General features: G+C 73.8%; 10 protein-coding genes and 1 tRNA gene. 2 read left to right on the plus strand and 9 right to left on the minus strand.

What is annotated here, in order from left to right; translation table 11 throughout:
• Window positions 1–19: 19 nt before the first annotated feature.
• Genes AAG742_RS00105 through AAG742_RS00130 form a run of 6 tightly spaced genes read right to left on the minus strand, consistent with a single transcriptional unit; the run spans window position 20 to window position 7,888 of the window.
• Entirely contained in the window at window positions 20–2,017 is a 1,998-nt protein-coding gene (locus AAG742_RS00105; protein ID WP_248116694.1) for a protein kinase, read from the minus strand.
• A complete protein-coding gene (locus AAG742_RS00110) occupies window positions 2,014–3,459 on the minus strand; it encodes a penicillin-binding transpeptidase domain-containing protein (RefSeq protein WP_248116692.1) in 1,446 nt (481 codons plus the stop codon). The genes AAG742_RS00105 and AAG742_RS00110 overlap by 4 nt, the downstream gene beginning before the upstream one ends.
• Window positions 3,456–4,892, minus strand: coding sequence for an FtsW/RodA/SpoVE family cell cycle protein (locus AAG742_RS00115; protein ID WP_298710821.1), 1,437 nt, complete (start codon window positions 4,890–4,892; stop codon window positions 3,456–3,458). Before AAG742_RS00115 ends, AAG742_RS00110 begins: the two co-directional genes overlap by 4 nt.
• Window positions 4,892–6,460, minus strand: a complete 1,569-nt coding sequence (locus tag AAG742_RS00120) for a protein phosphatase 2C domain-containing protein (RefSeq protein WP_298710818.1) — start codon at window positions 6,458–6,460, stop codon at window positions 4,892–4,894. Before AAG742_RS00120 ends, AAG742_RS00115 begins: the two co-directional genes overlap by 1 nt.
• 4 nt (window positions 6,461–6,464) lie before the next feature.
• On the minus strand, window positions 6,465–7,055 hold the full coding sequence (locus tag AAG742_RS00125; RefSeq protein ID WP_248116686.1) for an FHA domain-containing protein: 591 nt from the start codon (window positions 7,053–7,055) through the stop codon (window positions 6,465–6,467).
• On the minus strand, window positions 7,052–7,888 hold the full coding sequence (locus tag AAG742_RS00130) for a DUF3662 and FHA domain-containing protein (protein ID WP_248116684.1): 837 nt from the start codon (window positions 7,886–7,888) through the stop codon (window positions 7,052–7,054). Before AAG742_RS00130 ends, AAG742_RS00125 begins: the two co-directional genes overlap by 4 nt.
• A gap of 152 nt (window positions 7,889–8,040) precedes the next feature.
• Between AAG742_RS00130 and AAG742_RS00135 the strand changes: the two genes are divergently transcribed.
• A tRNA-Leu gene (locus AAG742_RS00135) sits at window positions 8,041–8,124 on the plus strand.
• A gap of 109 nt (window positions 8,125–8,233) precedes the next feature.
• Here AAG742_RS00135 and AAG742_RS00140 read toward each other — a convergent pair.
• Together AAG742_RS00140 and AAG742_RS00145 are read right to left on the minus strand one after the other, a co-directional pair.
• Complete coding sequence (locus AAG742_RS00140; protein ID WP_298710815.1) at window positions 8,234–8,434, minus strand: hypothetical protein; 201 nt, start codon at window positions 8,432–8,434, stop codon at window positions 8,234–8,236.
• A gap of 22 nt (window positions 8,435–8,456) precedes the next feature.
• Entirely contained in the window at window positions 8,457–9,620 is a 1,164-nt protein-coding gene (locus AAG742_RS00145; protein ID WP_343282172.1) for a DUF1524 domain-containing protein, read from the minus strand.
• Between the two features lie 388 nt (window positions 9,621–10,008).
• On the opposite strand from AAG742_RS00145, the gene AAG742_RS00150 reads away from it, so the two are divergent.
• On the plus strand, window positions 10,009–11,289 hold the full coding sequence (locus AAG742_RS00150; RefSeq protein WP_343282173.1) for a Glu/Leu/Phe/Val dehydrogenase: 1,281 nt from the start codon (window positions 10,009–10,011) through the stop codon (window positions 11,287–11,289).
• 91 nt (window positions 11,290–11,380) lie between these two features.
• On the opposite strand, the gene AAG742_RS00155 is transcribed toward AAG742_RS00150, so the two are convergent.
• Window positions 11,381–11,731: a universal stress protein gene (locus AAG742_RS00155; protein WP_248116675.1), complete on the minus strand. Its 351-nt coding sequence runs from the start codon at window positions 11,729–11,731 to the stop codon at window positions 11,381–11,383.
• Window positions 11,732–11,744 lie beyond the last annotated feature (13 nt).

Consider the following 11,744-nt stretch of genomic DNA (forward strand, 5'->3'; position numbering starts at 1 on the left):
GCACCTCCGTCGGCCGGCGTCAGCCGGCGGGGGTCGCCGTGGACGTCGGGACGTCCGTGGCCGAGGGGTCGGCCACGCCGGGCGAGGAGGCGCCCCCGCCCGCGGGGGACGGGGTGCTCGTCTCGGCCGACGAGGGGTCGGGGGGAGTCGGGGCCGGGGCCTCCGTGGTCGGCTCCGGGAGGGGCTCGGCGGCCGAGGCGGTCGGGGAGCCCTCGGGGGTCACCGGGGCGGCCGGGGTGCTTTCGGCGGGCTGGGAGGTGCTGGGCGCGGCCGGCGGCGCGGCGGGGGCCGAGGACGACGCCGGGGCCGGCTCCACCGGCGGGGCCGCGGGGGCGGTCCCCGAGCCGGCCGTGGCCACGATCACCTGGACGGGTGTGTCGAAGCGGTGCCGCTCCCCCGAGCCGGGCACGACGCGGACCACCTCGCCGGCGGCGCCGTCGGCCTCCGGATCGTCCACACGGTCCACGCTGAACCCGCGCTCGCGCAGCAGCGCGACCACCGTGTCCACGGGCTGGCCCACGAGGTCCTGGGGGAGTGTCCCGGCGCCGGTGGAGACGGCCAGGGTCACGGTCTGGCCGCGTTGCAGGGGGCCCACGGGGTTCACACCCATCACGGTGCCCTCCGGCTGCGGGTCGTCACGGTCCTCCTGCGCCACGGTCAGGCCGAGCCGCTCCAGCTCGGGGCGCACCTCGGCCACGGGGCGGCCCCGGTAGGCCTCGGCGTCCACCTGGACGGCCGAGGCCGAGGGGGAGGAGCCTGGGGCGCCGCCGTCGCGCGCCCCCATGACCAGGGGCCACAGCAGGGCGCCGAGCACCGCGAACACGAGGAGGGCGAGGAGGGCGATGAGCGGCCAGCGGGGTCCGCGGCGCCGGCCCGCGGGCGCGGAGCCCGACCGGGGCGCCGCCGCAGGGGCGCCCCAGGACTCCCCGGCCGGCGCCACCATGGGCGAGGGGCGGGTGTCCGCCGGGCGCGTGGCGGAGATGTCCTGGTCGGCCTGGGGCGCGGACGCGGCGGCCACGGGCAGTTCCGCGGTGGCTGGGCCGTCCCCGCCGCCCCGGCCGTCCTCGGAGCCGCTCTGATGCGTCGCGCGCATGCCCGCGTAGTCGAGCGTGGCGGTCTCCTGGTCCGCCTCGGCCGGCACGCCCTGCTCCTCCAGGAACGAGGCCAGCACGGGCGCGGCGGCGACGGCGGCCCGTGTGTCCCGCTGGCGCAGGGCGTCCGCCGCGTCGGAGAGGGCCGTGGCGTCGGAGGGACGCTCCCTCGGGTCCTTCGAGAGCATGCACATGATCAGCGCGCGGACCGGCGCGGGGACGGTGTCCGGCAGCGGCGGAGGGGTGTCGTTGACCTGCGCGAGGGCGATCGCGATCTGGGACTCGCCCGTGAACGGCCGGCGGCCGGCGAGGGCCTCGTAGCCGATGATGCCCAGCGAGTAGATGTCCGAGGACCCGGTGGCCTGCTGGCCCGTGGCCTGCTCGGGGGCCAGGTACTGGGCGGTGCCCATCACCTGCCCCGTGGCCGTCAGCGGCACCTGGTCCGCCAGGCGCGCGATCCCGAAGTCCGTGACCTTCACCCGGCCCGAGGGCGTGATCATGAGGTTGCCGGGCTTCACATCCCGGTGCACCAGGCCCTGCGCGTGGGCGGCGGAGAGCGCCGCGGCGGTCTGGGAGATGATCCGCAGGGTGCGCTCCGGGGAGAGGGAGGTCTCCTTCTCCAGGATCGCGGAGAGCGGCTGGCCCGGCACGAGCTCCATGACGAGGTAGGCGGAGCCCTTCTCCTCGCCGTAGTCGTACACGTTGGCCACGCCGGGGTGGTTGAGCAGGGCGGTGTGCTGGGCCTCGGCCCGGAAGCGGCGCAGGAAGTTGGGGTCGCCCGTGTACTCCTCCTTGAGGATCTTCACGGCCGTGATCCGGCCCAGGACCTTGTCCCGCGCCTTCCAGACCTCGCCCATGCCGCCGATCGCGATCCGATCGGTCAGCTGGTACCTGCCCCCGAGGGTGATCCCCGATGTCGGCCTCATTCTGCGACCACCGCTTCCATGATGCTCTTCATGCCCTCCACCACTGTCCGGTGTCCGAAACTCGTGTCCACGTCCTCGATGACGATCGTCACCGCGACCTGCGGGTCCTGCGCCGGCGCGAAGCCGGTGATCCATGAGTGCACGTTCTCACTGTCACCGATCTCCGCCGTGCCCGTCTTCGCCGCGATCCTCATCCTGTCCGAGGCCGCGCCCGTCGCGGTGCCGCTGCGGACGACCTCCTCCATCATCCCCGTGATCTGCCGCGCCACGTCCGCGTCCGTGCCTCGGCCGTGCTCCCGGGGGCTGAACTCCTCCACCGTGGTCAGGTCCGGGCGGCGCACAGCCCGCACCAGCTGCGGCTCCATCACCATCCCCTCGTTGGCGATGCCCGCGGCCACCATGGTCATCTGCAGGGCCGTGGCCTGCACGTCGCGCTGCCCGATGGCGGACTGCGCCAGGGACGCGTCGTCGAGGTCCTCGGGGAAGCGGGACGCGGCGATCGGCAGCGGCATCGAGCCCTCCTCGTTGAAGCCGAAGCGCTCGGCGGTGTCGCGGATCGCGTCCTCCCCGAGCTCGACGGCGGCCATCGCGAAGGGGGTGTTGCAGGACTGGGCCATGATCGTGGTGAGCGTGGCCTTCTCGATGCCGTCGCACTGGCCGCCGTCGTAGTTGCCCATCTGCGCCGAGGTGCCGGGCAGAGTCCATCGCGCGGGGACGTCCAGGACGTCGTCCGGGGCGTAGTCGCCGGACTCCAGCATGGCGACGGCGTCGATCAGCTTGAACGTGGAGCCGGGGGAGACCGTCTGCTCGGACGGACGGTTGCGGTACGCGCTCGCGCCCGGGATCGCCTCGAGCGCGGACATGGCCTCCTGGGCCTTCGCACGCGTGTGGGAGGAGAGGGCATTGGAGTCGAAGCCCGGGCGGGAGGCCATCGCGAGGATCTCGCCCGTCTCGGGGTCCGTGACCACCACGGAGCCGCGCACGCCCTCGGGCAGCGCGGCGTAGGCGGCGCGCTGGGCCTCCGGGTCGATCGTGAGCTCCACCTGGTCGCCCTCCGCGGTGGCGCCCGTGATGATCTCCACGGCGCGGTCCATGAACTGCGAGGTGGGGGTGCCCGCGAGCTGCTCGTTCATGGCCTTCTCCAGGCCCTCCGTGCCGTACGTGAGCGAGTAGAAGCCGGTCAGCGGCGCATACAGCGCGGTGTCGTGGTAGACGCGCTGGTAGGTGAAGGCGTCGTCGGACTCCACGGACTCGGCGATCGGCTCGCCGTCCACCAGGATGGGCCCGCGTGGTGCGCCGAACTCCAGGAAGATCTGGCGCGAGTTCAGGGGGTTCTGCTTGAGCCGGTCCGCGGCCACCACCTGGATCACGGAGGCCGCTGCGGCCAGCACCAGGAACATGGCCACCATGACCGTCCACGTGCGTCGGATCGCCTCGTTCATCGCGGGCCACCCCCCGTGGAGGAGGAGCCGGAGGCGACGGCGGCGCGCGGCAGCTCCGCGCCCGGGTCGAGGTGGCCGGCGCCGGGGCCCGAGGCGTTCACCATGGCGTCCACCACGACGGGCCGGCGGGCCGCGTGCGAGATGCGCAGCACGAGGCCCACGATGATCCAGTTGGCCAGCAGGGACGAGCCGCCTGCGGCCAGGAACGGCGTGGTCAGGCCGGTGAGCGGCAGCACGAGGGTGACGCCGCCCATCACCACGAAGACCTGCCACGCCATGGTGAAGGCCAGGCCGGAGGCGAGCACCTTGCCGAACGCGTCCCGCACGCCGAGGGCCGCCCGCATCATGCGGGTGACGAGGAGCAGGTAGAGCACCAGCACGGCGGCCAGGCCCACGAAGCCGAGCTCCTCGCCGATGCTGGCGAGGATCATGTCCGAGAAGGACAGCGGCACCTGGGTGGGGTTGCCCGCTCCGAGGCCCGTGCCCATGAGGCCTCCGGAGGCCATGGCGAACAGGCCCTGGACCACCTGGTAGGAGCCGCCGAAGTCCCGGTGGTAGATCTCCGGGTCGAACGCGTGGAGCCAGATCTGGAAGCGGGCGGTCACGTGCGGCATGAACAGGAACGCCAGCACCGCGCCCGCGGCCACCAGGCCCAGGCCCAACAGGATCCAGGAGAACCGCGAGGTGGCGATGTACAGCATGGCCATGAACATGCCGAAGAAGAGGAGCGCCGAGCCGAGGTCCCGCTGGAACACGAGCACGCCGAGCGCCACGAGCCAGGCCGCCACGAGCGGGCCGAGGTCGCGTACCCGGGGGAACGTCAGCGGGCCCACGCGCCGCCCGGCCAGCAGGATGAGGTCCCGGTTGGCGGAGAGGTACCCGGCGAAGAAGATGGCCAGCGTGATCTTGGCGATCTCGCCCGGCTGGAAGGTGCCGAAGCCGACGTTCACCCAGATGCGGGCGCCGTTGGCGCTCAGACCGAGGCCGGGCACGAGCGGCAGCACCAGGAGGAGGGCGGAGGCCGCCAGGAAGAGGTACGGCCAGCGGCGCAGCAGCCGGTGGTCCCGCACCAGGAACACCAGGGCCGTGGCCACCGCGACGGCGAGGACGGACCACATCAGCTGCGAGTCGGCGCTGGCCCCGCGCGTGTCCTCGCTGAGCCGGCGGATCACGGCGATGCCCAGGCCGTTGAGCAGCGCGGCGATCGGCAGGATGAAGGGGTCCGCGTAGCGCGCGCGCAGGCGCAGCACGACGTGCATCACGAGGGTGGCCGCGGCGAAGACCCCGAGGGGCACGAGGTCCGTGCGGGTCACGGTGCCGCCCGCGCCCAGGATGCCCAGCAGGTCCGCGCCGACGGCCACGGCCAGGGCGAAGACCAGCAGGATCAGCTCGGTGGTGCGGCGCGGCCGCGGCGGGGAGATGACGTCGGGCATCAGCGCTCGCCTCCTTCCGGGGTCTCACCCGTGGGCGCGGGGGCGCCGGGGGCGAGGGACTCGCTCAGCTCGGTCACGATCTGCTCGGCGTGGCCGAGGTCACGGGCCGCCATGCCGGAGCGGACGCGCTCCTGGGCGTACGAGGGGAGGCCGTCCACGGACAGGTCGGTCCGCCGGTCCACATGGGAGAGGTCGAGCGGGCCCAGGTGCTGGGGGACGCCGCGGTACACGGCCACCTGCCCGGCGTCCTCGCCCACGTAGTACTGGGTCTGGGTCCACAGGTAGCCCCACAGCGCCACGGCGGCGAGGAGGAGGGCCAGCAGGGTGGTGAACACGGGGATGAACCAGCCGCGGCGGTACTGCGTCGGCTTCCCGTCGCGCCTGCGGCGGCTGCCGTCGTCGGCGCCGTCCGCCGGGGACTGCGCGGTCGCGGAGCCCTCCGGGGTCCCGACGGCGCCCGCCGCCGGGGTGTCCGAGGCGGACGCGGCCTCCACCTCCCCGGGGGTCCCGGGACGGCCGGACGGGCCGACGGCGGAGTCGAGCGGCGCGGGGGTGACGGACTCGCCGCCGCTCGTGAGGAGCGCGGCCGTCCGGCGGGGACGGTTCTCCGGGGCGGGCGTCTCGCCGAGCAGGGCGGCCGCGCGGCGGCGGGTGGAGCTGCGGGTGACCACGGGGATGCGGTCGGTCTTCACCGCGGAGGAGGCGGCGCCCACGATCAGGTGGGGCCGCGCCGCGAGGTCCTCGCGCAGCAGGCGCCCGGACACCGCGCCGGCCTCCGGCGCCTGGGCCACGGCCAGGGCGTCCTCCGAGAGGTGCACCTCCGGCGGAGGGGCGAGCTCCTCGGGCGTGCCCTCCGCGACCTCGAACACCACGATGGTGACGTTGTCCGGGGCGCCGCCCTTGAGGGTGAGGTCCACCAGGTTGTCCACCACGGTGTTGAGGGCCTCGCCCTCGGCCAGCTCCTGGTGGATGCGCTCCACCGTGACCACGTCCGTGAGTCCGTCGGAGCAGAGCAGCCAGCGCTCGCCGGCCGCCACGGGCACGTCGAACACGTCGAGCTCGGGGGAGGCGTCCACGTCCCCCAGCACCCGCATGAGGACGTTCTTGTTGGGGTGGAACTGCGCCTCGGCAGCCTCCAGGCGGCCCTCGTCCACGAGCTTCTGCACGAACGTGTGATCGCGCGTGACCTGGGAGAACGCGCCGTCGGCGAGGCGGTAGGCCCGCGAGTCGCCGATGTGCGCCATGTGCAGCGTCTCGCCGGCAAGGAGCGCGGCGGTGCAGGTGGTCCCCATGCCGGCCAGCTTGGGGTTGGCGTGCACGAGCTCGTTGAGGATCAGGTTCGCGTTCTGGATCTCGTCCGGCAGGACCGTGCCCGGGTCCTTGTAGCCGACGTCGTCCAGCGGGGCCAGGTCCAGCACCGTGGAGGCGCTCGCGACGTCGCCGCCCACGTGCCCGCCCATGCCGTCCGCGAGCACCGCCAGGTGACGGCCCACGTAGGCGGAGTCGTCGTTCTTGGAGCGCACGCGTCCCACGTCGGACCGAGCGGCGAAGCGGAGGACGAGGGTCATCGGATCAGGCCTCGAGCCTCATGACGGTCTTGCCGATGCGGATCACCGATTCCGGGCCCACGGGCAGGGCGCGGGTCACGGGCGCGCCGTCCACGGCGGTGCCGTTGGTGGAGCCCAGGTCCTCGAGGAACCAGCGGGTGCCCTGCGGGAAGAGCCGTGCGTGGCGGCCGGAGGCGTAGTCGTCCACGAGGACCAGGCCTGCGTCCTGCGCGCGCCCCATGAGCAGCGGGCGGCCGTCCAGCTCCACCGTGCGGCCCGCGAGCGGGCCCTCCACGACGCGCAGGGTGCGGGCCAGGCGCGGGGCGGGGAGGGTGGGGGCGCTCGCGGCGGCGGGCGCGGCGTGTGCGGGGGACGACGACGGCGCCGCGGGCGAGGACCCGGCCGCGGAGGCTCCGGCGGTGGCCGGGACGGGGCCGGCGGCCACCCGGGCGACGGGGGCCTGGACCTCGGCGTCGCGCCGGGCCTGCTCGAAGCGGGTCTTGTTGCGTCGGCCCACCACGAGGTCTCGTCCCTGGGAGAGGACGATCGAGATGATCAGGATCCACAGGGCCAGCAGGAGGCCGAGGCGCAGCACGGCGATGGCGAGCTCGTTCATGCCCGGGTCCCTCCGGTCGGCGCGGCGGCGTGGAAGACCAGCTCGGTCTGGCCCACGGTGATCCGATCACCCTCGCGCAGGGTGGTGGAGCCGTCGACGCGACGGCCGTTGACGAGCACGCCGTTGCGGCTGCCCAGGTCGATGAGGGTGACCGTGGCGCCCACCCGCACGAGGCGTGCGTGCTCGCGGGAGACCGAGGTGTCCGGCACCACGAGATCGGCGCGCTCGGCGGACCGGCCCAGCACCACGTCCGTGGTGTCGATGCGGTGGTGGACGCCGTCCAGCTCGAGTGCGGGAACGCGGGGCCGGGCCGGCTCGCGGGGCAGGACCACGGTGGGCTGGACGGCCGGCGCAGCGGCTCGGCGCGGGGCCGGCCGGCGTGCGGGCTGCGGTGCTGCCGGTGCCGGCGGCGGTGCGGGGGCAGTCGGCGCCGGAGCGGCGGGGGAGGAGGAGCTCGAGGAGCCGTCGTCGAGGTGCGAGACGACGCGCAGGCTGCCGGGGCGGACCGCCTCGTCCGCGTGGAAGGCCACGCGCACCGCGCCGGGGAGGCCGTACCCCTGGGTCTCGGCGTGGCGGATGACCTCGTCGCAGAGCTGGCTCGCCAGGGGGCTGCCCCACGCGCGGGCACGCTCGAAGTCCGCGGGGGAGAAGTGGACCACGAAGTCGTTGGGCGCCACCGTATGGCCCTCCGACAGGGCGAAGGACTCGTCGTCCATCGCGTGCCGCAGCGCCGTGGCGATCTCCACCGGCTTCACCGAGCGTGAGCCGCCCGCGGAGAACGCGGAGCGCACGGCCTTCTCCAGGCCGTGTTCGAGGTTGTCCAGAAGTCCCACCGATGGGGCCCCTTTCCACAGTCGTCGCCTCCGATAGTACGGGGCCGGACCGTGGCGAGAGGATTTGCGGGGTGGCCGGGCGTGCGGGTAGAGTATCTCTCGCTGCCTGCGGCGGTTGGTGTGAAAAGCGGATCACGAGCAGGAAGTCACTCGCGCGAGTGGCGGAATAGGTAGACGCGCTGGCTTCAGGTGCCAGTGTTCGAAAGGACGTGGGGGTTCAAGTCCCCCCTCGCGCACAGCGGGCCGGACACCGGCCGCACGGAAGGACCCGGGAACCTCGGAAGAGGATCTCGGGTCCTTTCTGCATGTCCGGGCAGGGGCGTGCTCGTGCCCACGCTCAGGGAGTCAGGCGGACCGGGAGTGGTCCGTCAATCTGTACCCGATCGCGTACTCGGCGTAGAGAACACGGCGCGGGAAGAGGCAGCTCACCTCGTCGGAGAACGCTGCCGCCGCCGAGCGGGATTCGAAGACGCCCAAGACGGTGTTGTCCGGCGTCTCATCCTGGAGGACGATCCAGACACTCGGGCGGTCCTTTTCTGAATTCATGTGGTGATCATGCACTCCAGCCTCACTCGCAGACGACCCCGTCATCGTCGCCGTCGCGGTACCAGGCGTACTCGGGGTCCGAGCCGGACGCGTAGGGGCCGTACCCGGCGTCCTTGGCCTTCTTGCAGCTGCTGAAGTGCGGGTCCGTCGCGGATTCCTCGGCTTCAGCCTCATCCGGTTCGGCCGCCTCGGGCTCGGTGGTCGCCAGCCGGGGCGCGGCCTTGGTCGGTGCGGGTTTCGGGGCGGGAGCGGGCGCCGCGCTGCTCCTCACGGGCTCCGGCGCCGCCTGCGGTTCGCTCATCGCCCCCGGCGACGCGCCGCCGTCGGGAAGCTCCTGGTCCGGGCAGGACTCGAGTACGCGTTCCATCGCGCCCTTCTCCCCGTCGGTGACCCACAGCGTGTAGGTCATCTTCACCGCGATCTGCCGCGCCACGTAGGGGCACCGCGCCGCGCTCCGCGGCGGCAGCCACGAGGCGGCGTCGGCGTCGGACTTCTTCTGGTTGGACGGGCCGTCCACGGCCAGCAGGTTCAGCGGGTCGTTGGCCAGGGCCGTCCGCTGGGCCTCGGAGAGCCCCTGGGCGCCCTTCTGCCACGCGTCCGAGAGCGCCACGACGTGGTCGATCTGCACCGCCTCCGACGTCCCCTGCCCGCGCGTGAAGTGGATCTGGGTGCCCGTGTACGGGTCCTCGAGGACACCCGTGAGCACGACGCAGTCCCGCGTGCCCGGCTTGAAGGTCTCGTCCACGAGGTCACGGGCAAGGACGTCGTTGCGCGTGTCGCAGCCGTTGTGGTCCGTGTCCGTCCACGCCGGGCCGAACTCCGCGCGGTCGTAGCCCGTCTTGGGCGCGCGGCCCTTCACCTCCAGCCGCTCCAGGGCCGCGAGGGCGCTCCCGGATCGGGCCTGCCCCTGGGCCTCCGGCGCGGACGACGACGTCGGCGCGGGCTCGGGAGGGATCGTCGCCTCGGGCGTCGCGGACCCCGACGGCGGCACGGCCGTCGTCGTAGGGCTGGAGGCCGCCTCGGGTGCGGGCAGCGTGGGTTCGGCCGCCCGGGTGACGGACGCGGCCGCCCGGCTCGGGTCCGGCGTCGGCGTGGAGGTGGTGCTGTCCGGGGGGACGCAGCCGGACGCGAGGAGCGCGAGGGCGGCCGTGAGTGCGGCGAGGGCGCGGGAGCGGGGGAGGGGCATGCGAAGGGTCCGGTCTGTCCCCAGGCGGACGGCTGTCCCGCGGTCGGCCCTCCTGGGTGCGGGCGGCCGCGGGGGCACCTCGGGGTCAGCGGGACGATCCGGCGCGGGTGCGGGGGCCGGATCGGGGAAGGAGAGTGTTCCACCCTATCGGCGGGGGTCGTCCCCCCATGTCAGGGGCGGGTCCGGCGCGTGTCGTGGGGTGTGACGCGGGCCGCCGTTGCCCGTCCCTGGGGTGTGGCGCCTCCGGCGACTACGCTGGCCGGGTGCCCGCTGACCGTCCACCTGACGGCGCGGGCGTGAATCCGTCCGGACCGGCCTCCCCACTGACGTGGACGCCCGCTCAGGTCCGGCCGGTGACCACCCCATCACCGACCAAGGACGTTCAACGATGACGACCACCCCGACCGGCGCCGCCACGGCGCCGGCGCCCCGCTCCCCCCTGGACGACGCAAAGGCCCAGCTCGCCGCCGCCGTCGCCACGCTGGGCTACGACGAGGGGCTCCACCAGCTCCTCGCCACCCCCCGCCGCGAGATGGCCGTGGCCATCCCGCTGCGCCGCGACTCCGGTGAGGTCGAGGTGCTGCGAGGCTACCGCGTGCAACACAACCTCTCCCGCGGCCCCGCCAAGGGCGGCGTGCGGTTCGCTCCCCACGTGGAGCTCGACGAGGTCCGCGCGCTGGCCATGTGGATGACCTGGAAGTGCGCCCTCCTGGACGTGCCGTACGGCGGCGCCAAGGGCGGCGTCAGCATTGACCCGCGCCAGTACTCGGCCGGCGAGCTCGAGCGCGTCATCCGCCGCTACACCTCCGAGATCCTGCCGATCATCGGCCCGGACCAGGACATCCCCGCCCCGGACGTGGGCACGGACGAGCGCATGATGGCCTGGATGATGGACACCTATTCCACCAGCCGCGGCCACACCACGCTCGGCGTGGTCACCGGCAAGCCCGTCGCCCTGGGCGGCTCCCTGGGCCGCGCGTCGGCGACGTCGGCCGGCGTCGTGCACGTCGCGCTCGCCGCCCTGCGGCACCGCGGCATCAAGCCCGAGGGCGCCACCGCGGTGGTCCAGGGCTTCGGCAAGGTCGGTGCGGGCGCGGTCGAGTTCCTCGCGGAGGCCGGCGTCAAGGTCGTCGCGGTCTCGGACCAGTATGGCGCCGTGCACAACGCGAACGGCCTGGACTACGACTCGCTGCTGGCGCACATGAAGGAGACCGGCAGCGTGGTGGACGCCCCGGACACCGAGCCGATGGACGCCGCCGCCGTGCTGACGATGGACGTGGACCTGCTGGTCCCGGCCGCCGTCGAGGGTGTGCTCACCGAGGAGAACGCGGGCGACGTGACGGCGCGGATCGTGGTGGAGGGCGCCAACGGGCCCACCACCTCCGCCGCCGACCGCATCCTGACCGAGAACGACGTCCTCGTGGTGCCGGACATCCTGGCCAACGCGGGCGGCGTGGTCGTCTCCTACTTCGAGTGGGCCCAGGCCAACCAGGCCTACTGGTGGTCCCGCCAGGAGGTGGACGAGCGCCTCGAGAAGCGCATGGTCACCGCGTGGGACGCGCTCCTGGAGGCCAGCCAGAAGCGAGGCCTCACCCTTCGCGAGGCCGCCACCGTGACCGCGGTGGAGCGGGTGGCCGACGCGCACCTGCTGCGCGGCCTCTACCCGTGATCGGGGGCGCTTGAGGGCGCCTGAGCACTGCACCTCGGCCCCGCGCCTCCCCCTCGGAGGCGCGGGGCCGACGTCGTCACCGGGGTGCGGGTCAGGGCTTCACGCAGAGCACGGGCACGCGGGCCTCGAGGATGAGCTGCTGGGCGGCGGATCCCAGGAGGAGCTTGCCCACGGGGGAGCGGTGCTTCACGCCCACCACGATCCGCGTCGCGCCGATGCGCTCGGCGTGGTCCAGCAGATCTCCGACGGCGTCCCGTCCGCGTTCCTGGGCGTGCTCCACGGACACCTCGACGCCCGCGTTCCCCGCCTCGGACGGGTCCGGCTCCGTGCCGTCGAGGGAGAAGTACACAAGGTTCTCGCCGCGCAGGGCGGCCTCACTCAGGGCGGCCCGGTGGGCTGCGGCGCTCTCGGGGGAACCGGTGCCGGCGATCACGATAGTCATGGGGTCCACTGTG

This window comes from Micrococcus sp. 2A (assembly GCF_039519235.1).
Taxonomy (GTDB): Bacteria; Actinomycetota; Actinomycetes; order Actinomycetales; family Micrococcaceae; genus Micrococcus.

What these genes read in the sequence shown, in the direction of transcription:
- AAG742_RS00105 (WP_248116694.1), bottom strand. Translation starts at nt 2,017, where the DNA reads ATGAGGCCGACATCGGGGATCACCCTCGGGGGCAGGTACCAGCTGACC.
- AAG742_RS00110 (WP_248116692.1), bottom strand. Translation starts at nt 3,459, where the DNA reads ATGAACGAGGCGATCCGACGCACGTGGACGGTCATGGTGGCCATGTTC.
- AAG742_RS00115 (WP_298710821.1), bottom strand. Translation starts at nt 4,892, where the DNA reads ATGCCCGACGTCATCTCCCCGCCGCGGCCGCGCCGCACCACCGAGCTG.
- AAG742_RS00120 (WP_298710818.1), bottom strand. Translation starts at nt 6,460, where the DNA reads ATGACCCTCGTCCTCCGCTTCGCCGCTCGGTCCGACGTGGGACGCGTG.
- AAG742_RS00125 (WP_248116686.1), bottom strand. Translation starts at nt 7,055, where the DNA reads ATGAACGAGCTCGCCATCGCCGTGCTGCGCCTCGGCCTCCTGCTGGCC.
- AAG742_RS00140 (WP_298710815.1), bottom strand. Translation starts at nt 8,434, where the DNA reads ATGAATTCAGAAAAGGACCGCCCGAGTGTCTGGATCGTCCTCCAGGAT.
- AAG742_RS00145 (WP_343282172.1), bottom strand. Translation starts at nt 9,620, where the DNA reads ATGCCCCTCCCCCGCTCCCGCGCCCTCGCCGCACTCACGGCCGCCCTC.
- AAG742_RS00150 (WP_343282173.1), top strand. Translation starts at nt 10,009, where the DNA reads ATGACGACCACCCCGACCGGCGCCGCCACGGCGCCGGCGCCCCGCTCC.
- AAG742_RS00155 (WP_248116675.1), bottom strand. Translation starts at nt 11,731, where the DNA reads ATGACTATCGTGATCGCCGGCACCGGTTCCCCCGAGAGCGCCGCAGCC.